This is a genomic window from Streptomyces sp. NPDC090798, assembly GCF_044768965.1.
In the GTDB taxonomy this organism is placed as follows: Bacteria; Actinomycetota; Actinomycetes; order Streptomycetales; family Streptomycetaceae; genus Streptomyces.
The window spans coordinates 89,405-113,520 of sequence record NZ_JBIVXA010000015.1 but is presented as its reverse complement, the minus strand read 5'-3'; the positions used below and the strand labels follow the sequence as shown (position 1 = coordinate 113,520).

22 protein-coding genes and 1 riboswitch are annotated in these 24,116 nt (G+C 68.3%); of the genes, 12 read left to right on the top strand and 10 right to left on the bottom strand.

Going from position 1 to position 24,116, the window contains the following annotated elements; all coding sequences use genetic code 11:
* Positions 1-80: 80 nt before the first annotated feature.
* On the top strand, positions 81-506 hold the full coding sequence (locus ACIQTP_RS29775) for a heme-binding protein (RefSeq protein ID WP_403405390.1): 426 nt from the start codon (positions 81-83) through the stop codon (positions 504-506).
* Positions 507-640: 134 nt separating this feature from the next.
* Here the strand turns inward: ACIQTP_RS29775 and ACIQTP_RS29770 are convergent, their stop codons facing one another.
* Positions 641-1,507 carry a GNAT family N-acetyltransferase gene (locus ACIQTP_RS29770; RefSeq protein WP_403405387.1) on the bottom strand — a complete coding sequence of 289 codons (867 nt, stop codon included), beginning with the start codon at positions 1,505-1,507 and terminating at the stop codon, positions 641-643.
* A gap of 178 nt (positions 1,508-1,685) precedes the next feature.
* Between ACIQTP_RS29770 and ACIQTP_RS29765 the strand changes: the two genes are divergently transcribed.
* Both ACIQTP_RS29765 and ACIQTP_RS29760 read left to right on the top strand, forming a co-directional pair.
* Entirely contained in the window at positions 1,686-2,318 is a 633-nt protein-coding gene (locus ACIQTP_RS29765; protein ID WP_403405384.1) for an HAD family hydrolase, read from the top strand.
* A gap of 397 nt (positions 2,319-2,715) precedes the next feature.
* Positions 2,716-4,539, top strand: a complete 1,824-nt coding sequence (locus tag ACIQTP_RS29760) for a globin domain-containing protein (protein WP_403405381.1) — start codon at positions 2,716-2,718, stop codon at positions 4,537-4,539.
* A gap of 46 nt (positions 4,540-4,585) precedes the next feature.
* Here the strand turns inward: ACIQTP_RS29760 and ACIQTP_RS29755 are convergent, their stop codons facing one another.
* The 5 genes from ACIQTP_RS29755 to ACIQTP_RS29735 all read right to left on the bottom strand — a co-directional run bounded on the left by ACIQTP_RS29755 (position 4,586) and on the right by ACIQTP_RS29735 (position 8,363).
* Positions 4,586-5,068, bottom strand: a complete 483-nt coding sequence (locus tag ACIQTP_RS29755) for an NUDIX domain-containing protein (RefSeq protein ID WP_054236463.1) — start codon at positions 5,066-5,068, stop codon at positions 4,586-4,588.
* Between the two features lie 116 nt (positions 5,069-5,184).
* Positions 5,185-6,090, bottom strand: a complete 906-nt coding sequence (locus ACIQTP_RS29750) for a LysR family transcriptional regulator (protein WP_403405378.1) — start codon at positions 6,088-6,090, stop codon at positions 5,185-5,187.
* Positions 6,091-6,339: 249 nt separating this feature from the next.
* Positions 6,340-7,485 carry a cystathionine gamma-lyase gene (locus ACIQTP_RS29745; RefSeq protein WP_403405375.1) on the bottom strand — a complete coding sequence of 382 codons (1,146 nt, stop codon included), beginning with the start codon at positions 7,483-7,485 and terminating at the stop codon, positions 6,340-6,342.
* A complete protein-coding gene (locus ACIQTP_RS29740) occupies positions 7,482-7,973 on the bottom strand; it encodes a low molecular weight protein-tyrosine-phosphatase (protein ID WP_403405372.1) in 492 nt (163 codons plus the stop codon). The genes ACIQTP_RS29745 and ACIQTP_RS29740 overlap by 4 nt, the downstream gene beginning before the upstream one ends.
* 9 nt (positions 7,974-7,982) lie before the next feature.
* Positions 7,983-8,363, bottom strand: coding sequence for a phage holin family protein (locus ACIQTP_RS29735; protein WP_388141659.1), 381 nt, complete (start codon positions 8,361-8,363; stop codon positions 7,983-7,985).
* An 81-nt stretch (positions 8,364-8,444) separates the two neighbouring features.
* On the opposite strand from ACIQTP_RS29735, the gene ACIQTP_RS29730 reads away from it, so the two are divergent.
* From ACIQTP_RS29730 to ACIQTP_RS29715, 4 genes are all read left to right on the top strand, one after another.
* On the top strand, positions 8,445-8,762 hold the full coding sequence (locus ACIQTP_RS29730) for a cupin domain-containing protein (protein ID WP_099942285.1): 318 nt from the start codon (positions 8,445-8,447) through the stop codon (positions 8,760-8,762).
* Positions 8,763-8,927: 165 nt separating this feature from the next.
* Positions 8,928-9,140: a DUF5326 family protein gene (locus ACIQTP_RS29725; RefSeq protein WP_403405369.1), complete on the top strand. Its 213-nt coding sequence runs from the start codon at positions 8,928-8,930 to the stop codon at positions 9,138-9,140.
* 374 nt (positions 9,141-9,514) lie between these two features.
* Positions 9,515-10,279, top strand: a complete 765-nt coding sequence (locus tag ACIQTP_RS29720) for an IclR family transcriptional regulator (protein ID WP_403405367.1) — start codon at positions 9,515-9,517, stop codon at positions 10,277-10,279.
* A gap of 99 nt (positions 10,280-10,378) precedes the next feature.
* A complete protein-coding gene (locus ACIQTP_RS29715) occupies positions 10,379-10,816 on the top strand; it encodes an SsgA family sporulation/cell division regulator (protein WP_356798107.1) in 438 nt (145 codons plus the stop codon).
* Between the two features lie 64 nt (positions 10,817-10,880).
* Here the strand turns inward: ACIQTP_RS29715 and ACIQTP_RS29710 are convergent, their stop codons facing one another.
* On the bottom strand, positions 10,881-12,461 hold the full coding sequence (locus tag ACIQTP_RS29710) for a YibE/F family protein (protein ID WP_403405363.1): 1,581 nt from the start codon (positions 12,459-12,461) through the stop codon (positions 10,881-10,883).
* Positions 12,462-12,532: 71 nt separating this feature from the next.
* A riboswitch (TPP riboswitch) is annotated at positions 12,533-12,710 on the top strand.
* Between ACIQTP_RS29710 and thiC the strand changes: the two genes are divergently transcribed.
* Entirely contained in the window at positions 12,703-14,514 is a 1,812-nt protein-coding gene (gene thiC, locus ACIQTP_RS29705) for a phosphomethylpyrimidine synthase ThiC (RefSeq protein WP_403405360.1), read from the top strand. Its footprint overlaps the riboswitch before it by 8 nt.
* A gap of 94 nt (positions 14,515-14,608) precedes the next feature.
* Positions 14,609-16,087, top strand: a complete 1,479-nt coding sequence (locus ACIQTP_RS29700; protein ID WP_403405358.1) for a VWA domain-containing protein — start codon at positions 14,609-14,611, stop codon at positions 16,085-16,087.
* Positions 16,088-16,220: 133 nt separating this feature from the next.
* Here ACIQTP_RS29700 and ACIQTP_RS29695 read toward each other — a convergent pair whose 3' ends face one another.
* The 3 genes from ACIQTP_RS29695 to ACIQTP_RS29685 form a co-directional block, all read right to left on the bottom strand.
* Complete coding sequence (locus tag ACIQTP_RS29695) at positions 16,221-17,090, bottom strand: hypothetical protein (protein ID WP_403405355.1); 870 nt, start codon at positions 17,088-17,090, stop codon at positions 16,221-16,223.
* Between the two features lie 181 nt (positions 17,091-17,271).
* Positions 17,272-18,342: a metallophosphoesterase gene (locus ACIQTP_RS29690; RefSeq protein WP_403405352.1), complete on the bottom strand. Its 1,071-nt coding sequence runs from the start codon at positions 18,340-18,342 to the stop codon at positions 17,272-17,274.
* 259 nt (positions 18,343-18,601) lie between these two features.
* Positions 18,602-19,714, bottom strand: a complete 1,113-nt coding sequence (locus ACIQTP_RS29685; RefSeq protein ID WP_067376804.1) for a LacI family DNA-binding transcriptional regulator — start codon at positions 19,712-19,714, stop codon at positions 18,602-18,604.
* A 491-nt stretch (positions 19,715-20,205) separates the two neighbouring features.
* Here ACIQTP_RS29685 and hisC point away from each other — a divergent pair, with 491 nt between their 5' ends.
* From hisC to cydB, 3 genes are all read left to right on the top strand, one after another.
* The gene (gene hisC, locus ACIQTP_RS29680) at positions 20,206-21,282 is read left to right on the top strand and encodes a histidinol-phosphate transaminase (protein WP_403405349.1); all 1,077 of its coding nucleotides are present in this window, start codon (positions 20,206-20,208) and stop codon (positions 21,280-21,282) included.
* Between the two features lie 284 nt (positions 21,283-21,566).
* Complete coding sequence (locus ACIQTP_RS29675) at positions 21,567-23,084, top strand: cytochrome ubiquinol oxidase subunit I (RefSeq protein WP_403405346.1); 1,518 nt, start codon at positions 21,567-21,569, stop codon at positions 23,082-23,084.
* A gap of 20 nt (positions 23,085-23,104) precedes the next feature.
* Positions 23,105-24,112, top strand: a complete 1,008-nt coding sequence (gene cydB / locus ACIQTP_RS29670) for a cytochrome d ubiquinol oxidase subunit II (RefSeq protein ID WP_403405343.1) — start codon at positions 23,105-23,107, stop codon at positions 24,110-24,112.
* Positions 24,113-24,116: the final 4 nt, after the last annotated feature.

Sequence of the window (24,116 nt, the reverse complement as noted above, 5' to 3'; positions counted from 1 at the left end):
AAGAGCAGCCGGCCCCTCACGGCTGAGCCCAGCACCCTGATCGGCCACGGCCGAACAGCACCTCAAGGAGAAAGTCCCTCATGACCACCACCACCGTCGCCGTTGCTCCGCTGACCATCCAGGACGCCGAGGCTCTCGTCTCGGCGGCCCGCCGGGCCGCCGAGGCCGCCGGGGTCACGGTCAGCGTCACCGTCCTCGACGCGGGCGGCCATCTGCTCGCCTTCCGGCGCGACGACCGCGCCGTACTGATTTCCGGCGAGACCAGCACGCGCAAGGCCTACACGGCCCTCCAGCTGGACTCCGCCACCAGGGAACTGGTCGACGCGGTGCAGCCCGGCGGCCTCTTCCACACCCTGCCCACCGCGCTCGACCGTCCGCTCCTGTTCATCGCGGGCGGTGTTCCGGTCCGTCGCGACGGTCGTCTGATCGGGGCGATCGGGGTCGGCGGCGGAGCGCCCGACCAGGACCACGGCTTCGCCGCGGCGGCGGTGGAGACGCTCGTCTGACCGCACCACGGTAGACATTGTTCGACCGCACCCCCGTAGACAAGCGCCGGTCCCCCACAGACGTCGGGGACCGGCGCTTCTCTACGCGGTGAGCGACTCTCTGCGCGGTGGATGCGACTACACCCCGGCGGCTCTCAGCCCGCTGCCACCGTGAGCGGAGCGAAACGTCGTGTCCAGTCCCCGGGCAACTCCGAGATCCCGTACGTCATCACCGCGTTGAAGCTCGTGGGCTCCAGGCCGTGTTCCTTCGCCCAGGACAGCAGCTCTTCGTGCCGTACGTCGATGTCGGTGCGCAGCGGGCGGTCGGTGTGGGCGGCGAGCGAGGTGATGAGTGACTTCGCCGTCTCGGTGTCACGGGCGATCAGCGGACCCACCACATGGGTGTCCGTGTTGGGCCAGGCGGCCGCGTAGCCGATGATCCGGCCGTTCTCCACGGCGACGCGCAACTGGTCGGAGAAGGCGGGCAGCCGCGTGATCACATGGGTGCGGTCGGAGCCGAAGACCTCCGCGTCGAGCCGAAGAATCGGGGTGAGGTCCTCGGCGGTGGCTGGGCGTGTGGCCACCTTCGGGTCCGGCCCGCCAGGGACGAAGTGTCCACGGACCATCTCGGCGCGGCCCGTGACCTTGAAGCCCAGCTCTTCGTAGAGCGGTCGGCCATAAGGAGTCGCGTGCAGGGTCAGCGGGGTGGTGCCCATCTCTGCCACGACGTGCCGCATCAGGCGCCGGCCAACACCCTGGCGGGCATGCCGCTCGGCGACCAGCACCATTCCGATCGCCCCCAGTTCGAGCCTCTCCGGCGTTCCGTACTCGGTCACGACACAGGCGGTGACAAGGCCGCCGTCGGGGTCGTCGATGCCGTAACCCGTCCCGGCGGCGAGGAGCAGACCCCACTTGTGTTCCTCACGGGGCCACCCCCGGTTCTCTGACAGATCGGCGCAGGCGGTGAGATCGCGAGGCGTCAGTCGGCGGATGGGCAGAACGGCGGGGGAAGGTGTCGACACGCAGGTCAGGCTGTCTGACATGCACCCCTGACGTCCACCTGTTTACCCAGGGACCTATGCGCTTTTGGCCATGTCATGCCCCAGGTGCGGCATGGAGACAGCGACGCTTCTCACAGCACACGGACAGATGTTTCACGTGAAACAGCGATGTGTGCCCGGACCGCTAACCTCGGCTTCCATGCCACGCCTTCATCTCTTCGACCTTGATGGAACGCTGCTGTACGGGAGTTCCGCGCCTCAGGAGATCTCACGGCAGATCGGTCTGGAGGCCGAGACGGTCGCGCTTGACCAAGCGATCTCGGCAGGACGGATCGGTCCGCCGGAGTACGCCACACAGGTGCGCGCCTTGTGGGCGGATCTCAGGGAGGAACATGTGGCGGCGGCCTTCGAGGGCGCGCCGTGGCTGTCCGGCATCGAGGACGTCTGGGCGGAGATCAGAGACAACGGCGACTACTGCGCTGTCGTCTCCCTCTCGCCCTCGTTCTTCGTCGAGCGACTGACGACGTGGGGTGCGCATGCGGCATACGGTTCGCGTTTTCCCGCTCTGCCGTTCAGCGAGCCCGTTGACCTCGCGGGCATTCTCAGCGCCGCGGCGAAGGTGCAGATCGCGGACCGGCTCTGTGAAGAGTTCGGGGTGATGCGGGCCGACTGCGTCGCCTATGGCGACTCGCTGTCCGACAAGGACCTGTTCGAGACGGTGCCGGTATCCGTCGCGGTCAATGCGGATCGGCATCTGGCGGGCCTTGCCACGCACTCCTACATGGGACGGGACCTGTGGGATGCCTATGAATTGGTCCGACGCGCCTTGTAATTACGGCGGTTGCGAGTGGGGTGCCGCCTCTTCGGGCGGAAGGAAGGGGGTACTTGTGTGTGGGGCCGCTGCCGGTATGGTCGACTCCGGTTCGCGTCCACCTGATGTACGCATGTCTCGTGGGGGCACGAACGCAGGCCAATGCAGCGTAACGGGATGGAGAGATCGAAGACCCGTATTTCCCGTTATGCGGCCGGGTGTTGACTCGGAGTGGGATGCTGCAGTGACAGTAGTGCGGCCAATGTCACACTCTCGCCTTACTTGTCCGTACAGAGTGAGAATTCGGGTTGAATGTGGCCGCATTGGCCGGTAGGGACTGAACGGGGCAGGAAAGCAAGTCGTCTACGGGGGAAAGTAGGCATCTTCCGACCGCGGAAGTGCGCAGACCGACCGAAAGATGTTCGAGGCGAGGCACACCATGGACGCTCCGACCACCACGTCGGCCGACAACGGCACTTCCGGAGGCAATGGCGGGGGCGGCTGGTTCACGCCGCGCAAGGAACCACTGCCGTCAGGTGGGGAGAGGGAACCCGCCGACGGCCGCCGTCTGGCAGCGATGCGCCCGGTCGGCCGACCCGCCGCGGGTCGGGGAACGACAGAGCAGGAACGAATATCCTCCGCCGTGGAGGCAGAGCCGACTTCCCAGCAGGCCGCGCCCACTGGGGCCCCACGCCCCGAGCCGGAGCCCGCCCACGTATCCGCTCGGCCGTTGTCAGGTCAGGCCGGGCCCGAACACGGCTCTGCGCAGTCCGATGCCGGCCCGGAGCAGTCCGTGTTCGGACGGGAGCGGACGGATCCCGGGCGTGTGCAGTCCGGCCCCGGCCCGCAGCCGCGTGGACCCGCCCAGGAGCAGCGCTTGGCCGAGCCTCGGGTCCCGGTCCAGGAGCAGCGGTTCCGCGAGCCTCCCGCGCCCTACGACAGGTCGCGGTTGCCTGAGCCTCCCGCCCCCTTTGACCGGTCGCGGTTGCCCGAGCCTCCTGAGCCCTTTCAGAAGCCGCTGTCGCCCGAGCCGCCCGCGTCCCTTCAGACGCCTCCGCTGCCCGCGCCAGGACCGTCCGGCCCGGAGCCGCGGTTGCCCGCCCAGAGGTCCGCCCCCACTCCGCAGCCGTCTCCGGACGCCGTGCTCATCCGCCGGACCATGGCCGAGGTCGGCCCCGTCGCCGACAAGGTCACTTCTTACTTCTACGCACTGCTCTTCGTGCGCCACCCTGATCTGCGGTCGCTGTTCCCCGCGGCGATGGACACCCAGCGAGACCGACTGCTCAAGGCGCTGCTGACCGCCGCCGAACACATCGACAACACCCCGGTGCTCGTCGACTACCTGCAGAACCTCGGCCGTGGCCACCGCAAGTACGGCACCCGGCCCGAGCACTACCCGGCCGTCGGTGAGTGCCTCATCGGCTCGCTCAGCCGGTTCGCCTCGGCGATCTGGGACGCCGAGACCGAGGCGGCCTGGGTGCGCGCGTACACGACGATCTCCCAGGTGATGATCGACGCGGCGGCCGCGGACGAGCTGCGCGCGCCGGCCTGGTGGTACGCCGAGGTCGTCGCGCACGACCTCAGGACGCCGGACATCGCTGTCATCACGGTCCGCCCCGACCAGCCGTACCCCTTCCTCGCCGGGCAGTACACGAGCCTGGAGACGCCGTGGTGGCCGCGTATATGGCGGCACTACTCCTTCGCTTCGGCGCCCAGGTCCGACGGGCTGCTGTCGTTCCATGTGAAGGCGGTTCCGGCGGGCTGGGTTTCCAACGCACTGGTGCACCGCGCCAGGCCGGGCGACATCATCCGGCTCGGGCCGCCGGCCGGATCGATGACCGTCGACCACACCACCGACAACGGCCTGCTCTGTCTCGGCGGTGGCACCGGCATCGCGCCCATCAAGGCGCTGGTCGAGGACGTCGCCGAGCACGGGGAGCGGCGGCCGGTCGAGGTCTTCTACGGTGCCCGCACCGATCACGACCTGTACGACATCGACACGATGCTGCGGCTGCAGCAGAGCCACCCATGGCTTGCCGTGCGCCCGGTCGTCGACCAGCAGGCGCATCTCCATCTTCCCGACGCCGTACGCGAGTACGGGCCGTGGAACGAGTACGACGCCTATCTCTCGGGGCCACCCGGCATGATCCGCAGCGGGGTGGACGCTCTGAGAGAAGCGGGCATCCCGTCGAACCGCATACGCCACGACTCGGTCGAGGAACTCGTCGCGGCCGGGGACTGACCGGGCCCACCCGGCAGACGGGGTCACGACCCCGGCCCGAAGAACCTCAGCCCAGGTCTGGTGCGTGCATCGCCCGTACGCCTTCGATGTTCCCGTCGAGATAGTGCCGCAGAGACAGCGGTACGAGGTGGACGGAGGCGATGCCGACCCGGGTGAACGGCACCCGCACGATCTCGTACTCGCCGCAGGGCTCGTCCACCTCGGGGCCGTGCCGCTGGGACGGATCCATGGACTCCAGACGGCAGACGAAGAAGTGCTGCACTTTCACGCCGGTCGCGCCGCCGTCATCACCGATGTGCTCGACGGTGTCGACGAAGCAGGGCACCACATCGGTGATCTTGGCGCCGAGTTCCTCGTGCACCTCACGATGGAGTGCGTCGACGACAGTCGTGTCTTCCGGTTCGACCCCGCCACCCGGTGTGAGCCAGTAGGGATCGACGCCGGGTTTTGTGCGCTTGATCAAGATCAGGTCGTTGCCATCGAGCAGGATGGCGCGGGCGGTGCGCTTGACCACGGGTCGGACGGTCATGGGAGGAATGTGGCCCGGCTGGTTCCACGTGAAACATCGCGGAGCCCCGAGGGACTCAGGAAGGGCTCAGAAAGCCCCCTGGGCGGCTCAGGGAGCCCGGGAAGGCTCAGGGGGCATCAGGACCAGTCGGCCGCGGCGTGGAGCAGCCAGTCGTGCGCCCGTGCGATGTGCGGCATGGCCAGCGTGCCGGTGCGGACCACCAGGAAGTACGTACGCAGTGGAGGCACCGCCGGGTCGAGAAGCGCGACCACGTCACCTCGCTCCAGGGCTTCGGCGCACAGATACCGGGGCAGCACAGCGAGGCCCGCTCCCGTGGCGGCGCAGGCGAGCACGGCGCGCAGATCGGGGACGACGACGGTGCCCGAGGCGGCCGGGTGGGAGTCGAAGACGGACGCCCAGTAGCGGGCGACGAGCGGCAGCGACTCGTGCACTTCGACGACGGGGAAGTTCTCCAGGGCCGGCGAGCCCTTTCGGCGGAGCTTCCCGGCACCTATGCGGGCGGCCCAGCGCGGGGCGGCGACCAGCACGTGCTCCTCGTCGCAGAGCGGAGTCGCGGTGAGCAGGGTGCCACGGGGACGGGCCGTGGTGATGGCCAGATCATGATGTCCGGCGGCGAGCCCTTCCAGTGTCTCCTCGGCATTGCCGAAGGAGGCGCGCAGTGCGAAACCCTGGCCGTCCTCGCCCGTCAGCTCCGTGAGCGCGGGCAGTGCCCGCTCGGCGGTGAACTCGGGTGGCCCGGCCAGATGCAGGGTGCGCAGTGACGAGTCCTCGTCGAGTCCGGTCTCGGCGATCTCCACCAGGGCGTCCAGATGTGGCGCGGCCTTGTGGGCGAGCTCGTCACCGATCGTCGTGGGGGTCACTCCGCGCGCCTGGCGAAGAAAGAGCGGCCGCCCCAACTGCCGCTCCAACGTGCGGATCTGTGAGGTGACGGCAGGCTGCGAGAGACCCAGCAGCGCGGCGGCGCGAGTGAAGGAACCGGCCCGGTGCACGGTCACAAATGTGCGCAGCAGGGCCAAATCCATGGTGCCCCTCCCCTCCCAGCACCCCCGACCGAACCCCAACTATAAATAAGTCGATAGGTCTCTGTCGCTACTGTGATTGGACACTGACACAGAGTCAACTAGCCTTGTTCGCGCGGTTCTTCGCGCGCGGAACCGGGACGGTCCGAGCCACGAGGGGGGAGGCTCGGACCGTCCGTTGTCCGTAGCGAGGCACTGGGCCGACAGCCTGGATGTGTGCCGCAGCGTACTCACCGGTCGTTCAGAGACGGGTCACTCCGCGGATTCGTCGAGCGCACGCAGTACGTCCGCCACCAGGTCCTCGGGGTCCTCGGCGCCGGCCGAGAAACGGATGAAGCCCTCCGGCACCGCGTCGCCACCCCACCGGCCGCGCCGCTCGGCGGTGGACCGCACCCCGCCGAAACTCGTCGCGTCGTCCACCAGACGCAGCGCGTCGAGGAAACGGTCGGCACGCGCGCGTGTGGGCAGGGTGAAGGACACCACGCATCCGAAGCGCCGCATCTGCTGCGAGGCGATCTTGTGCGAGGGATCATCGGGCAGCCCCGGATAACGCAGCCCGGTCACCTCGGGCCTGCCGCGCAGCGCCTCGGCGATCACCAGTGCGTTGGCGTTCTGCCGGTCGGCGCGCAGCTGGAGCGTGGCGAGGGAGCGATGGGCCAGCCAGGCCTCCATGGGCCCGGGGATCGCTCCGACAATCTTCCGCCAGCGCCGCACGGGCGCCATCAGGTCGGCGTCGAGCGCGGTGACGTATCCGAGGAGGATGTCACCGTGCCCGGTGAGCATCTTGGTGCCGCTGGCGACCGAGAAGTCGGCGCCCAACTCCAGCGGGCGCTGCCCGAGCGGGGTCGCCAGGGTGTTGTCGACCGCGACGAGGGTGCCCTGCGCGTGGGCCGCCGCGACGAGCCGTCGTACGTCGCAGACGTCGAGCCCCGGGTTCGACGGGGTCTCGATCCACAGCAGCTTCGCGCCGTCGAGCACCTCGAGCTGGGCGTCGCCGCCGGTCGGGGCGGTGCGTACCTCGATGCCGTACGCGGTGAGCTGCTCGCGCACCAGTGGCAGCACCTGGTAGCCGTCGACGGGCAGGACCACCACGTCTCCGGCCTTCAGCTGGGAGAACAGCACCGCCGAGATCGCGGCCATACCGGAGGGGAAGGCGAGCGTCGTCACACCGTCCTGCCCGGGTGCCTCCAACTCGCCGATGGCGCGCTCCAGGAGCGTCCAGGTCGGGTTCTCGTCACGACCGTAGGTGTACGGGCCGGTCGGATCGCCCGGCAGATGGAAGTGCGCGGCGAAGACCGGGCCCGGAAGCGTCGGCTCGTGTTTGACGGGGTCGGGCAGCCCCGCCCGTACCGCTCGCGTGCCGTCGCCGCTTCCCGTGACGAAATCCCCTGACGTCATGCTGCCCGTCCCTCCAGTTCCTGCTGTACAGCGGCGAGCAGTCCGGGGCTCGCCGCCTCCACCATCTCAAGACACTCCTCGAAGCCGTCCACGAGTCCGTAATACGGATCGGGAACGTCCAGGTCATCGCCCGCGTCGGGGTCGTACGACCGCAGCAGCCGGACCTTCGCCGCGTCCGCGGGAGTGGGCGCGAGCCGGCGCAGGGCTTTGAGGTGGCCGGAGTCGAGGGCGATCACGAGGTCGAGGCGGGAGAACCACGCGGCGTGGAACTGGCGGGCCTCATGACCGCTCTCGTAGCCGGCCGCCTCCAGGACGGCGACGGTGCGCGAGTCCGCACCGTCGCCCTCGTGCCAGCCGCCCGTGCCCGCGCTGTCGACCTCTACCAGGCCGTCGAGTCCGGCCTCTTCTATGCGGGCACGGAAGACGGACTCGGCCATCGGCGAGCGGCAGATGTTGCCGGTACAGACGAAACAGACGCGATAGGACATCGGACGCTCTCAGTCCTCGCCGTCGGGCAGCACGACATTGAGCGCCCAGGACACGACCGAGATGATCAGGCCGCCCAGCACGGCGGTCCAGAAACCCTCCACATGGAAACTGAGGTCGAGCTTGCCGGCCAGCCACGAGGTGAGCAGCAGCATCAGGGCGTTGACCACGAGAGTGATCAGGCCGAGCGTCAGAATGAAGAGCGGGAAGGTCAGCACCTTCACGACCGGCTTGACCAGGAAGTTCACCAGACCGAAGACCAGGGCGACCACCAGCAGCGTGCCGACCTTCTTGCCGGTGCTGGTCCCTGTCAGGGTGATCTTGTCGAGCAGCCACACCGCGACGGCCAGGGCCCCCGCGTTGGCGATCGTCTTGACTACGAAATTCTTCATGTGTCTGATCGTGGCAGAAGAGATCGACTGGTGAGCAAGGCTGTGGACACAGCTTTCGGAGCACGGGAGCGGACGAGGGCGATGAAGGCATTCCGGCTGGACGAACTGGAAGCGGAACGCGCCGCCAACGACGGCGCATACCTGCAGTTTCTGCGTGAACGGAACATGTCGGTCGGTCTGTACGCGCTCGACGCGGGCGAGCCCGACCCGCAGAAGCCGCACCAGCAGGACGAGGTGTACTTCGTCGTGAGCGGCCGCGCCTCGATCACGGTCGGCCTGGAGACCACCCAGGTCGCGCGCGGCAGCGTCGTCTACGTACCCGCGGGGGTGGCCCACAAGTTCCACCACATCACCGAGGACCTGCGGGTTCTGGTGGTGTTCTCTCCGCCCGAGAGCTGACGGGAGCCTCAGGGTTCCCTAGGGGAACGGTCAGGGGAGGACAAGGGGTGCGAGGCCCCCGCCGGCCCCTTCGCGGCCCTAGCATCGAATGCAGGACATCACAGAACCCGGAATCAGAGTCCCGGACTTGGGGCGACGGGCGTAGAGAGGCTAAGGACAAGGGCGATGCGAGAGATCTTCAGCGGGATGCCGTGGTGGGTGAAGTGGATCGCGGTGCCGGTCATCGCTCTGGTCGTGTTCGGCACGGTGATAGTCAGCGTGCTCAGTGTGTTGATCGGCCTGCTTTTCAAGGTCCTGATCTTCGTCGCCCTCGTCGGCGGATTGATCTACGTAGTACGGAAGTTCATGTCGAGTTCGTCGTCGCGCAGCGACTGGTGAGACACAACCGGGTGAGCAAGGGGTAACGGGCAGGTCGGGAAAGGGAACTCAAGGTTCCCTCGGCCGAGGGAAGTTTTCCGGCGAGGCCGTCTGCATGCGGTGATGGACGGTTACAGTCCGGAATTCGACGCGGGGCCGACCCCCCGCGGGCAGCGCACAGCCCCCTCCCGTGTTCCCCCGCACGGGCGGTTCCCCTCGCGCTTCGGGAGTGCCCCTTGGCCACGGTTGACACCGCACCCGCACAATCACCCGCCCCACCCCTCCAGCGGTCCAGCGCTTCCGCGGGGACATGTCTCCCGCCCACCCAACCGCGCACCTCGCCCGCCGAGGCGCGTACCCCCCTGCCGGATGCGCGCACTCCTCCCCTGGGAGCCGTGTCGCCGGAGCCGCATCCCACGACCCTGATCGGCTCCGTGCAGCGGGCGATGCGTCTGCTGGAGGCCGTTGCCGCACGCGAGCACGGGGCACCTGCGAAGCAGCTCGCCCGGGAGGCCGGGCTCGCGCTGCCGACGGCCTACCATCTGCTGCGGACCCTGGTCCACGAGGGCTATCTGTGCCGTGACAAGGGGCTGTTCTTCCTCGGTGAGGCCGCCGAGCGGTTGGGCAGCAGCGGAGCGCAGCAGAAACGTCGCAGCACGGTGAGCGAGACGCTCGCCCAGTGGTGCGATTCGATTGGTGCGCCCGTGTACTACGCGGTCTACCGTGACGGCGAGATCGAGGTCATGAGCGTCGCCGACACCCCAGGGAATCCGGCGGTGGAGGAGTGGGCGGACTTCCGGGAGACCGGACACGCCCATGCGATCGGCCAGTGTCTGCTGTCCCAGCTCGACGAGAAGGCCCGCCGGGATCATCTCGACCGCTACCCCGTGCAGTCGATCACTCCCTACACGGTGCGCGACAACGCCAGTCTGCTGCGGCGACTGGAACGGACGGGGCGGATGGAGCCCGTCATCGAGCGCCAGGAGTACGCGCTGGGCACGGTCTGCGCGGCACTTCCCATCACGGTCGGCACAACTGCCGCGGCGATGGCCATTTCCCTCCCTCTTCACCAGGCCGATCGACTGCTGCCTGCGGCACGACAATTGCAAGGTGAGATCGGCAGACTACTGGGGACACTGTCGATCTCTATCAGCATCTGAAAACTCACTCCTTGTGATCTCTTGTGTACGTTGAGCAATATTTCAGCAGAGTCAGGGGGATGATTCCTGGCCAGTCGACGGCAAACGACGGGGTAGGCGATGCGCGAGTCGGTACAGGCAGAGGTCATGATGAGCTTCCTCGTTTCGGAGGAGCTCTCTTTCCGCATTCCGGTGGAGCTGCGATACGAGACCTGTGATCCCTACGCCGTGCGGCTGACCTTCCACTTGCCCGGCGACGCGCCCGTGACCTGGGCGTTCGGGCGGGAGTTGCTGATCGACGGCGTGGGACGGCCGTGCGGTGACGGGGATGTGCACATCGCGCCCGCCGACCCGGAGGCGTTCGGCGAGGTGCTGATCCGGCTCCAGGTGGGTGGCGACCACGCGCTGTTCCGGTCCGGGGCCGCGCCGCTCGTGGCCTTCCTCGACCGCACGGACAAACTGGTGCCGCTGGGGCAGGAGCGCTCCCTCGCGGACTTCGACACCCATCTCGACGAGGCGCTGGACCGCATCCTGGCGGAGGAGCAGAGCGCGGGCTGAAGCCCCCCAGCACCCCTCAAGTGGAGTAACGCTTCCTCACCGGTGACGCGGGCGTGGGGAGGCTTCAGCGCTTGCGGCGACGGCCTTTCCCGCCGCGTGCCGGCGTCCTGCTCTCGACAGGCTCCATGGCGGCGGCCGGGGCTGCCGGGCGGTCCGCGGAGACGACCAGGGCGGCCAGCAGCGTGGTCACCGGCACCGAGGCGACCAGGCCGATCGAGCCGACCAGGGTGCGCACGATCTCTTCGGCGACCAGTTCGCTGTTGGCGACCGTACCCACACTGCTCTGCGCGATCGAGAAGAGCAGCAGCAGGGGCAGCGCGGCACCCGCGTACGCCAGGACGAGCGTGTTGACGACCGATGCGATGTGGTCACGGCCGATCCGGATGCCCGCGCGGTACAGATCGCGCCAGCCCATGGTCGGGCTGGCCTCGTGCAGCTCCCAGACCGCCGATGTCTGCGTCACCGTCACGTCGTCGAGCACACCGAGCGAACCGATGATGACGCCCGCGAGCAGCAGACCGCTCATGTCGATGGACGGATACAGGCCGTGGATCAGACCGGTGTTGTCGTCCGTGTTGCCGGTCAGCGCCGCCCAGCCGATGAACTCCGAGCCGAGGATGCCGATCAGTACCAGGGAGAGCAGGGTGCCGAGCACCGCCACCGAGGTACGGGCCGAGAGGCCGTGGCACATGTAGAGCGCGATCAGCATGATGGCGCTCGCCCCGACCACGGCCACGACCAGTGGATTCGAGCCCTGCAGGATCGCGGGCAGGATGAAGAAGGTCAGGATCAGGAAGCTGATGGCCAGTGCGACCAGCGCCATGACACCGCGCATCCGGCCCACCACCACGACGGCCAGTGCGAAGATCCCGGCGAGCAGCGCCATCGGGAACTTCCGGTTCACATCGGTTACCGAGTACTGCAGGTCCCTGGGCGCGGAGGGCTCGTACGCGGCCACGACCTTCTCGCCCTCGTGCAACTGCCGTGACTGGTCAGGCTGGATGATCTCCGTGAACGTACGGCCCTTGTCCTTGCCGGTGTCGATCCGGATCGTCGCCTTTTTGCAGTCGCCCGTCGCCTGTTGCTGCGCGGAGGAGCCCTCGGCGGTGGACGTGTCGCCGGTCGGGGTCTCCCCCGACGCGTTCACGGACTTGCAGCTGACCTTGTCGACCTTGGTGACCGTGGCCTGCTGGGTCTGCCGGTCGAAGCCGACGCCGGTGCGCTCGTGGGAAGGGGCGCCACCGGGCCAGAGCACCGCGAGACCCACAACGACCGCGGCGGCGAAGGGGATCAGAATGGCCGCGATGACCTTGCGCAGATGCTTGGAGACGGGTGTGGCGGGCCCATGGCTGTGACTGTGCGAGTGCCCAGATCCGTGCCCGTCCCCAGGGCCGTGCCCATTCCCCGGCCCACCTCCATTCCCAGGGCCGTCCCCAGACCCAGACCCATGTCCGTGTCCGTCCCCGGGGCCGTGCCCGTGTCCCTCGCCCGGCCCGTGCCCGTGCCCGCCCCCTGGACCGGGACCGGGGCCACCGCCCGGCCCGTATCCGCGGCCGTCTCCGGAGCGCGGTCCATAGCCGTCTCCGGGACCGCGTCGGCGCGGCGGCTCGGACGGCGGGAACGGGGGCTGCTGCGTTGTGGTCACCGACCGATCATCGCAAGAACGGCGAGGGCCCTCTGTTCACCGCGCCAGATATGACGCTAGCGTGGAGTCACCTTTGCACACGCGGGAGCTCGGAGCACCGGGCTGAGAGGGCGCTGACCTCCGTCTTAGCGATGTTTCACGTGGAACGAGTGATGTTTCACGAGGGACGTCGGCAGACGGAATCCGCTGCGTCGACCGCCGAACCTGTTACCGGGTAATGCCGGCGTAGGGAGTAGGTCTCATGACCAACAAGGACGTACGCACGCCTGCCTCCAGCCAGATGGACGGGGCGCCTGCCGCGCCCGAGGGCGAACAGCCGCGGGAGGCCGGGAAGTCCATCGGCTGGCACAAGGGATACGTCGGGGGTTCGCGCCCCGATCTGCGGGTGCCGGTCCGTCAAGTGCACCTCACCAACGGGCAGTCGGTCACGCTGTACGACACCTCCGGCCCGTACACCGATCCGATCGTCGACACCGACGTACGCAGGGGCCTCGCGCCACTGCGCGAGAACTGGATCATCGCCCGCGGTGACACCGAGGAGTACGCGGGCCGTCCCGTCCGTCCCGAGGACGACGGAATCAAGCACACCTCGCCGCGAGGGGGCCTGCGCAACCTCGACGCGGTCTTCCCGGGTCGGCCGCGCCAGCCGCGCCGAGGTCGTCCCGGAGAGGCGGTCACGCAGCTCGCGTACGCCCGGCGGGGCGAGATCACGCCCGAGATGGAGTTCGTGGCGGTCCGCGAGAACGTCGACCCCGAGGTTGTACGCGAGGAGATCGCCGCCGGTCGCGCCGTGCTGCCCGCGAACGTCAACCACCCGGAGATCGAGCCGATGATCATCGGCAAGCGGTTCCTGGTGAAGGTCAACGCCAACATCGGCAACTCCGCCGTCACCTCCTCCATCGAGGAGGAGGTCGAGAAGATGACCTGGGCGACCCGCTGGGGCGCGGACACGGTCATGGACCTGTCCACCGGCCGCAATATCCACACCACGCGGGAATGGGTCCTGCGCAACTCCCCCGTCCCCATCGGCACGGTGCCGCTCTACCAGGCTCTGGAGAAGGTGGACGGCCGCGCCGAGGAGCTGACCTGGGAGATCTACAAGGACACGGTCATCGAGCAGGCCGAGCAGGGCGTGGACTACATGACGGTCCACGCGGGCGTGCGACTGCCGTACGTGCCGCTCACCGCCAACCGCAAGACCGGCATCGTCTCGCGCGGCGGCTCGATCATGGCGGCCTGGTGCCTCGCGCACCACAAGGAATCGTTCCTCTACGAGAACTTCGAGGAACTCTGCGAGATCCTCGCGGCGTACGACGTCACGTACTCGCTCGGCGACGGGCTGAGGCCCGGGTCGATCGCGGACGCCAACGACGCGGCTCAGTTCGCGGAGTTGAGGACGCTCGGGGAACTCAACACGATCGCGAAGCGTTTTCATGTACAGACGATGATCGAGGGCCCGGGACATGTCCCGATGCACAAGATCAAGGAGAACATCGACCTTCAGCAGGAGATCTGTGATGAAGCTCCGTTCTATACGCTCGGCCCGCTGACGACGGACGTCGCGCCGGCGTACGACCACATCACCTCAGGCATCGGTGCCGCGATGATCGCCTGGTGGGGCACGGCCATGCTCTGCTACGTCACGCCCAAGGAGCACTTGGGCCTGCCCAATCGTGACGACGTCAAGACCGGTGTCATCACCTACAAGATCGCCGCCCACGCAGCCGACCTCGCCAAGGGGCACCCAGGTGCGCAGGAATGGGACGACGCGCTGTCCGACGCCCGCTTCGAGTTCCGGTGGGAGGACCAGTTCAACCTGGCCCTCGACCCGGACACGGCACGGGAGTTCCACGACGAGACCCTGCCGGCCGAACCCGCCAAGACGGCGCACTTCTGTTCCATGTGCGGCCCGAAGTTCTGCTCCATGAAGATCTCGCAGGACATCCGCCGTGAGCACGGGGGCACGAAGGCCGAGATCGAGGAGGGCATGGCGCAGAAGTCCAAGGAGTTCGCCGCCGCGGGCAACCGGGTCTATCTGCCGCTCGCGGACTGAGCCGCACGCACGCGCGGTCGTGCCCGGAGCCGTTCGCGGCGTACATCAGGCAACGAACGGCTCCCGGGCCGGGTTCTCTCGGCAGACTGGGCGCATGACATCGACATCCATGAGCAAGGGCGCCAACCTTCCCGTCGCCGCCGGGGCGGTGCGGGCCGTGCTCGGCTGGAGAGGAGGGACCGGTGCGCCGGACGCCGATGCCTCGGCGCTGCTGCTCGGCCCGGGCGGACGCGTGCGGGACGACGGGGACTTCGTCTTCTACAACCAGCCGCAGCACGCCTCAGGCGCCGTACGGCATCTCGGGAAGCAGCGGGACGGCGCTGCCACGACGGACACCGTCGAGGTGGATCTGCGTGCCCTGGAACCGGAGATCGAGCGGGTCGTCCTGTGCGCCTCGGCCGACGGCGGCACCTTCGGTGAGCTGTCCGGACTGACGCTGCGGCTGCTCGATGCCGAGACCCAGCGGGAGTTCGCGCGCTTCGAGATGGAGGCCACGACGGAGACGGCATTCATCGGGGGTGAGCTGTACCTGCGGGGAGGCCAGTGGAAGTTCCGGGCGGTCGGACAGGGGTATGCGTCCGGGCTGGCCGGTCTCGCCACCGATTTCGGTATCAGCGTGGAGTCCGACGCGGCCGGTGCGTCCGGGGCGGAGCCGGCGGTTTCGCCCGGGGGCACGGCGGCGGTGTCGCCCGTGCTCCCGCCGACGGGCTCGAGGACGGCTGCTTCCTCCGCTGCGGTCGCCCCGCCAACACCCCCGGCACCCCCGGCACCCCCAACACCCCCGACGCCCCCGGCTTCCTCCTCGCGTCTCAGCAAGGGCGAGGAACGATTGCCCGTGGACATGCGCAAGCGGCTCTCGTTGCGCAAGGAGCAGGTGGCGGTCAGCCTGCGGAAGCACGGTGCGGAAGGGGTCACGGCGCGCGTCGTGCTGATCCTCGACGCCTCCGGTTCCATGTCGTTCCTTTACTCGAAGGGCGTCGTGGCCGATGTGGTGGAGCGGATGGCCGCGGTGGCGGCGCAGCTGGACGACGACGGGGTGATGCAGGCGTGGACGTTCGCCTCCCAAGCCGCCCGGTTGCCGGACCTGAGTCTCGGCGAGCTGCCCGAGTGGCTGGAACTCCATGTCCGGGTCGGTGAGCTGAGCCTGTTCCGGCGGAGCAAGAAGCAGCGCAAGGGTCTGCTGCCGGGGCAGGTGGACATGCGGGCGGTCGGTATCCAGAACGAGGAGCAGAAGGCGATCGCCGAGGTGCGTACGTATGTACGAGAGAACCCGGCTGTCGATCCCACGCTGGTGTTGTTCTTCTCCGACGGAGGTGTCTATCGGAACAAGGAGATCGAGCAGGAGCTGAGGGACGCGGTGGAGGAGCCGATCTTCTGGCAGTTCGTGGGCCTGGGGCGGTCGAACTACGGCGTGCTGGAGCGGTTCGACACGCTGCCCGGTCGGCGCGTCGACAACGTGGGGTTCTTCGCGGTGGACGACATCAGCGGCGTACCGGACCCGGAGTTGTACGACCGGCTGCTTTCGCAGTTCCCGGCCTGGATGACGGCGGCCCGGGGGCTCGGCATCATCTGACGGTGCGCGCCGGGGACCGGACGAGCGGGACGAGCGGGGCGGGCTCCGGTGAAGGGGCGGCCAGCGGCAAAGGGCCCGCGCCGTATCGGCGCAGGCCCTCGTTCCCGTCACCCCGGTGTCGGCCCGCCGGGTGTCACTCCGGCTGGTGCTCGGGCCCCCCGAAGTCCGGGCTCGTGAAGTCCGGGCTGGTGAAGCTCGGGCGCGGACCCGCAGCGGGGCCGCCGTCGGGGCTGCTGAAGCCCGGCCGGTTGTAGCCGAGGTGCGGCATGCGGCCGGTGGTCGGCGTCGGTGACGGACGGGTCAGTGCCGCCGAGCCAGGATCGGCGAGGGCCTCCCGGAGGAACGGCATGATGCCGCGTTCCAGCAGGGCCTCGCGCCAGGCTTCCCTGGCCCGGGCCACCTCCGCGTTGAGCTCGCCGGGCGCTCCGGCCTGGAGCGAGGACGAGCCGTTGCGCAGGGCGGTCAGCAAAAGCCCGGCCCCGGCGACCAGGATCGCGGCCGCCGTGACCGCGCCGAAGACCCACCCGGTGGTCAGGAGGGTCTGGGCGAACGCCAGCTCGGGGGTGAGGACCTTCAGGATGAACCCCACGAGCAGGAAGATCGCCGCGGCTGTTCCGGCGAGGACGGGGGCGAGCACCGCGACGACGGCAATGGCGCCGGCTCCGGCGGTCTCGGTGACCTCGCCCATGGTGGCGGCGAGCCCCATCGCGGTCGCGCCGGGCTCCGCGGAGCCGGCTCCTTCGCTCACGATTGGGGTGGACGGCGCCGGGCGGCGCAGTTCCTCGCGGACCTTCACGTAGTGCGCGTACTCGGTCGCGGCGGCCGCCGTGATGAGTGTGGTGGCGTTGAGCGCCATGGTGCGCAGCTGTTCGGCGTTGAGCCGCTGGCCGACAGCGGCGAGTTCCGGGCGGTATGGGGCGGAGCGCAGCGCCTCATCGAGGATCCGCTCGTATTCCTGGCGGTCCTCGCTCAGCAGGTGCTGCGGAACGCTGTTCATGTGCATCCCCCGATGCTCCGTAGGGCTGGTGGCTCGCACGCTGACGAGCCGTCGGGCAGAAACGGAGGGGAGCCTGCTACGGATAAGCCGATGGTAGAGCGGTGACGGCACGCCGTGACAGGGGGTTTCCAGAAATTGCCCCCTGGCCAGCGCTGTCCTCCGTGGGGGACGCCTGCCCGAAGAACCCTCAGCTATCCAGGGGCAGTTGCTGGACCAGCAGTTTTCCGGCCATGGTCACTCCGCCGTCCATCGCGATGGCCAGTCCGTCGGCGTAAAGATGTGGTCCCTCGACCACGGGGCCCGCGGCGTCCTCGCCCTCCTCCGAGCCGACCTCGCCCAGGAGGTACGGGATGGGGCTGTGGCCATGGACGACGCGGGTGCCGCCGTAGGTGTCCAGCAGGGACAGCGCCGCCTCGGCGCCCCCGTCGTCGCGGAAGGCGAATCGTCTGGTGAACTTCCGGAAGAGGTCCCAGCACTCGTCCGCGTCGTTGCGCGTGAGGGTTTCGCGGATGGTGTCGTTGACCGCCTCGATCGAGTCGCCGTAGTCGAGGTAGGCGGTGGTGTCGGAGTGCACGAGGAGGTGCCCGTCGACCTGTTCCATGGCGTCCAGGCGGGCCATCCACTGCAGGTGGTGGTCCTGGAGGCGGTCCATGTCGGTCTTCTGGCCGCCGTTGAGCAGCCAGGCGGCCTGGAAGGTGGCGGTGCCCGCGCCGGAGTTGACGGGGGTGTCGCCGAACCGCTTGGCGCCGAGCAGCAGCAGCTCGTGGTTGCCCATGAGCGCCTTGCAGTAGCCGCCGGCGGCGGCCGCCTCGGCGGACAGCCGCATCACGAGGTCGATCACGCCGATGCCGTCGGGGCCGCGGTCGGTGAAGTCGCCGAGGAACCACAGGCGCGCGGTCCCGGCGGACCAGTTGCCCGCGGCGTCGAGGAGGCCCTGCTCCTGGAGCGCGGCGACCAGCTGGTCGAGGTAGCCGTGCACGTCGCCGACGACGTACAGCGGACCCGGCCCGTCGACGGGCCGGGGGGCCGCCACGGCGGCGGGGTCCACGACGACCTGCACCGTGTCGCCCCGGTTGATGACGGGCAGGTCGCGCCGGGTGGGCGTGTAGCCCTCGGGCTCCTCGCCGACTCCGGCCGTCTCGCCGGGAGCTGCGCTCGGCGTGTACGGACCGGTCTCGTGGATGTACGCGGGCACCCGGAAGTCGCGCAACGTCTCCGTACGCCCCGCCTCGGGTCCCTGACCGGCCCCCTGAGTCATCGACCCCTCCACCACCATCGCGCCGCATCTGCACCGGATCGGACTGCCTGGTCGCAGCGGCCCGCGGTGTCGTGGGCCCATCATAGGAATGCGGATCGCGCCATGTGATGACCCAGGGGTGGTGAATCGGAACAGGAACCCTCTTCACCACGGTTTTCGCCCGAATTGGGCGGGGCTTTCCCTGGTGGATGCCCCGCCGCCGATATGACGGACGTCAACCTCAGCCTACGCCGGGCCACTCCTCCCCGGCGGACCCGGACTACCCCTTCTCGGGTGACCGGGGCGGGCTGACCGTCGTACGGGGTGGACGCCGCTCGGAGGAGGTCCGCACGATCAACTCCGTCGGTATGACCTGTTCGACGGGTTGGTCGGTTTCTGCCCCCTCGATGGCGTCGATGAGGAGCTGGACGACGGCGGTGCCGATACGGCGGGGTTTGAGCGAGAGGGTGGTGATGGGCGGCTCGGTGCTGGCGTAGACGGTGGACTCGCTGCAGCAGACCAGCAGCAGGTCGTCCGGGACGCGCAGCCCGTAGCGCCGGGCCGCGGCCAGCAGATCGGTGCCGTTGGGGTCGAAGAGCCCGTAGACCGCGTCGGGGCGGTCGGGCCGGGCCAGCAGCCGGTCCGCGGCGACGGCGCCCGCACACGGGTCGTGGGCCGGGTAGGCCTCGTACACCGGATCTTGTCCGACCCGCTCGCACCAGTGCAGATACGCGGTGGTGGAGAGGTGGGTATAGGTGTCGGTGGAGGTGCCGGTGAGGAGGCCGATGCGGCGGGCGCCGGCGTCGGCGAGGTGGTCGAGGATGTCCAGGACGGCGGCTTCGTGGTCGTTGTCGACCCAGGCGGTGACGGGCAGGGTGCCGGCGGGGCGGCCGTCGGAGACGACGGGTAAGCCCTGACGGACGAGTTCGCTGACCACGGGGTCCTGGTCGGAGGGGTCGATGACGACGGTTCCGTCGAGGGCGACGTTGGACCAGACGTCGTGGCGTGAGGTGGCGGGGAGGATGACCAGGGCGTAGCCGCGGGCGAGTGCGGCGGAGGTGGCGGCTCTGGCCATCTCGGCGAAGTAGGCGAATTCGGTGAAGGTGAAAGGTTCATCCCCGTAGGTGGTCACGGTCAGGCCGATGAGGCCGGACTTGCCGGTACGGAGGGTGCGGGCGGCGGCCGACGGGCGATAGCCCAGCCGGTCGGCGACTTCACGGACGTGGCGTCGGGTGGCGTCCGGGAGCCGGCCCTTTCCGTTGAGGGCGTCGGAGACGGTTGTGATGGAGACGCCTGCGGCCGCGGCGACGTCTCTGATTCCCGCCCGGCCCGGTCGACCGCCTCGGCGGGTAGTCTCCGCCCGGCTCACCTGGTGCTTCCCTGCTGCTGTCATGGCGAGCCGATAGTAGGGCTCATGCGGTGGGGTAGTGCGGACGCATATGCACGCGTTGACAGGCACGTTTCTGCATGATCAACAATGCCCTACTGCCTTTGAAATCAAGTCAGTTAAACGATCCAATGGCAGTACGTGACGCGTCGGCGCGCATGGGCCTGCCAAGTGGGTCATGTTTCGAAGAGGTCTCAACTCACCTGCACGGGTGATGCGCGCTACGGCGTGAGCCACCAGCGCACAGCCTTGAAGGCAACGCGCCCCCCCCAATTCGTACGCCTTCGTACGAGGATGACCGCAGACCCGGCACGGCGACGGCCGCCGGGGAGTATGACGATGATCACCAGGGCGTACGCGGCGGGTCGTCGGCCCCGGCCAGGGGCGTCGGGTGGTTGTCCCCGGCCCATTCGCAGCGGCGCCGAATCCTCATAAGGTGAGAAGCATTGGTAGCCGCTGGTGGTCATGAGCCAGCGGTGGTCACGAGGAGGACTGCGGTGAGCGAGACGAGCCCCAAGCTGCGTGCCGAGCTGGAGGGTATCCCCACCTACAAGCCGGGCAAGCCCGCCGCGGCCGGCGCGGTGGCGTACAAGCTGTCCTCCAACGAGAACCCCTACCCGCCGCTGCCCGGGGTGATGGAGAGCGTGATCGCCGCGAGCGGTGCGTTCAACCGCTACCCGGACATGGCGTGCACGGGTCTGATGAGCGAGCTGTCGGACCGCTTCGGGGTCCCCCTCTCGCACCTGGCGACCGGCACCGGCTCGGTCGGGGTGGCCCAGCAGCTGCTGCAGGCGACCAGCGGACCCGGCGACGAGGTCATCTACGCCTGGCGGTCCTTCGAGGCGTACCCGATCATCACGCAGATCAGCGGGGCGACCTCGGTACGGGTGCCGCTGACCTCGGACGAGGTGCACGACCTGGACGCCATGGCCGACGCGATCACCGACAGGACGCGGCTGATTTTCGTCTGCAACCCGAACAACCCGACCGGCACCGTGGTGCGCCGGGCCGAGCTGGAGCGATTCCTCGACCGGGTGCCCAGCGATGTCCTGGTGGTCCTGGACGAGGCGTACCGCGAGTTCATCAGGGACGTCGAGGTGCCGGACGGCGTCTCGATCTACCGTGACCGGCCCAATGTCTGTGTGCTGCGCACCTTCTCCAAGGCGTACGGGCTCGCGGGCCTGAGGGTCGGTTTCGCGATCGCGCACGAGCCGGTGGCCGCGGCGCTGCGCAAGACGGCGGTGCCCTTCGGGGTGAGCCAGCTCGCGCAGGACGCGGCGGTCGCCTCGCTGCGCGCCGAGGACGAGCTGCTCGGCCGGGTCGGCACTCTGGTGTGCGAGCGCAACCGTGTGGTCGAGGCGTTGCGCGGTCAGGGCTGGACGGTGCCCGAGACGCAGGCCAACTTCGTGTGGCTCAGGCTGGGGGAGCGCACGCTCGACTTCGCCGCCCACTGCGAGCAGGCCGGTGTCGTCGTGCGGCCCTTCGCCGGGGAAGGGGTGCGCGTGACGATCGGCGAGACCGAGGCGAACGACATCTTCCTCAAGGCGACCGAGGGGTTCCGCAAGGAGCTCTGACGTCACATCCCTGCGCGCAACCCCGCAACCCCGCTGCTCCGGTGCCTCGCGGCGCCGGAGCGCCGGGGTGGTCGTCGTCGGTCCGGAGGACACCTTGGTGTGTTCGAGACCTTCCGAGGGGTTGACGTAAAGGGGGACCCCCCTTCGAAGGTCGAAAGCAGGTGCGTCATAATTGCTTGTGAATGTGAACGCGTTCACAAGCGTGTCCCGCTTGTCCCGTGATGTATGTAACAAAAGGGGCAAACTGCCGCTGTTGACCATGGCGGCGTAAGGAGACTGACGACGTGGAACTGGCTTTGGCACCGGAGACTCTGGCTCGGTGGCAGTTCGGCATCACCACCGTCTACCACTTCCTCTTCGTCCCGCTGACGATCTCCCTCGCCGCACTCACGGCGATTCTGGAGACCGCCTGGGTGCGGACGGGCAAGGAGCACTACCTCAGGGCGACCAAGTTCTGGGGAAAGCTGTTCCTGATCAACATCGCCATGGGTGTCGTGACCGGCATCGTGCAGGAGTTCCAGTTCGGTATGAACTGGTCCGACTACTCGCGCTTCGTCGGTGATGTGTTCGGTGCTCCGCTGGCCTTCGAGGCCCTGATCGCCTTCTTCTTCGAGTCCACCTTCATCGGGCTGTGGATCTTCGGCTGGGACAAGCTGCCGAAGAAGGTGCACCTCGCCTGTATCTGGGTGGTCTCCATCGGCACGGTCCTGTCGGCGTACTTCATCATGGCGGCCAACTCCTTCATGCAGCATCCGGTCGGCTACCGGCTGGTGAAGAAGGCGGACGGCACGATGCGTGCCGAGCTGACCGACTTCCCCAAGGTGCTCTTCCAGGAGACGGCGCTCGTCAACTTCTGGCATGTGATCAGCGCGTCCATCCTGGTCGGCGGCGCCTTCATGACGGGCATCGCCGTCTTCCACCTGCGCAAGAAGCGGCACGTCCGCACCATGCGGATGTCGCTGCGGCTCGGCCTGGTCACCGCGCTGGTCGGCACGCTCCTCACCGTCGTCAGCGCCGACACCCTCGGCAAGGTGATGTACGAGCAGCAGCCGATGAAGATGTCGGCCGCCGAAGCCCTGTGGGACTCGCAGCAGCCCGCGCCCTTCTCGCTCTTCGCGTACGGCGATGTCGCCAAGGGCCACAACACGGTCGCCATCGAGATCCCGGGAATACTCTCGTTCCTCGCCAAGAACGACTTCAACGCCAAGATCCCCGGCATCAACGACATCAACAAGTCCGAACAAGAGAAGTTCGGGCCCGGTGACTACCGGCCCAACATCCCCACCGCCTACTGGGCGTACCGCTGGATGATCGGCTTCGGTGGGGTCTCGATGGCCCTGTGCACCGCCGGCCTCTGGCTGACCAGGCGGAAGTTCTGGCTGGCGCCGGAACACCGGACCGGGGACGAGGACGTCCCGAAGCTCATGCTCACCAAGAACATGGAGCTGACGCCCAAGCTCGGGATCTGGTGGTGGCGGCTGTCCCAGTGGACGTTGATCTTCCCGCTCATCGGCATCTCCTGGGGCTGGATCTTCACCGAGACGGGGCGTCAGCCCTGGGTGGTGTACGGACTGTTGAGGACCAGGGACGCGGTCTCGCCCGGGGTCTCCCAGGGGGAGGTGCTGACCTCGCTGATCGTGTTCACCCTCATCTACGCGATCCTCGCCGTCATCGAGGTGAAGCTGATGCGCAAGTACGTGAAGCAGGGTCCGCCGGAGCTCACCGAGGCCGACCTCAACCCGCCCACCAAGATCGGCGGCGACCCCCATGACGCCGACAAGCCGATGGCCTTCTCCTACTAGGCCCAGGGAGCTGCTGAGTCATGGAACTCCACGACGTCTGGTTCGTCATCATCGCGGTCCTGTGGACCGGCTACTTCTTCCTGGAGGGCTTCGACTTCGGGGTCGGCGTCCTCACCAAGCTGCTGGCCCGCGACCGCACCGAGAAGCGGGTCCTCATCAACACCATCGGACCCGTCTGGGACGGCAACGAGGTGTGGCTGCTCTCGGCGGCCGGCGCGACCTTCGCCGCCTTCCCGGAGTGGTACGCCACGCTCTTCTCCGGCTTCTATCTGCCGCTGCTGCTCATCCTGGTCTGCCTGATCGTGCGCGGAGTCGCCTTCGAGTACCGGGTGAAGCGACCCGAGGAGAACTGGCAGCGCAATTGGGAGACGGCGATCTTCTGGACCTCGCTCATCCCCGCGTTCATGTGGGGCGTGGCCTTCGGCAACATCGTGCACGGAGTGAAGATCGACAAGAACTTCGAGTACGTGGGCAACTTCGGTGACTTGCTCAACCCGTACGCGCTCCTGGGCGGTCTGGTCACGCTGACGCTGTTCACCTTCCACGGGACCGTGTTCGTGGGGCTCAAGACCGTCGGGGACATCCGGGAGCGGGCGCGCAAGCTCTCGCTCGGGGTCGGCCTGGTGGCCGCCGTGGTGGCACTCGTCTTCCTGATCTGGACCCAGGCCGACAACGGCGACACGAAGTCCCTGGCCGCGTTGATCGTGGCCGTGGTCGCCCTCGTCGCCGCGATCGCGGTGGCCCAGACGGGGCGCGAGGGCTGGGCGTTCGCGCTGTCGGGGCTCACCATCGTGGCGGCTGTCGCGATGCTCTTCCTGACGCTCTTCCCGAACGTCATGCCGTCCTCGCTCAACCCGGACTGGAGCCTGACGGTCACCAACGCCTCGTCGTCTCCGTACACCCTGAGGATCATGACCTGGTGCGCGGGAATCGCCACACCGATGGTCCTGCTCTACCAGTCTTGGACGTACTGGGTGTTCCGCAAGAGGATCGGTACGCATCACATCGCCACGGAAGGTGCGCACTGAGTCC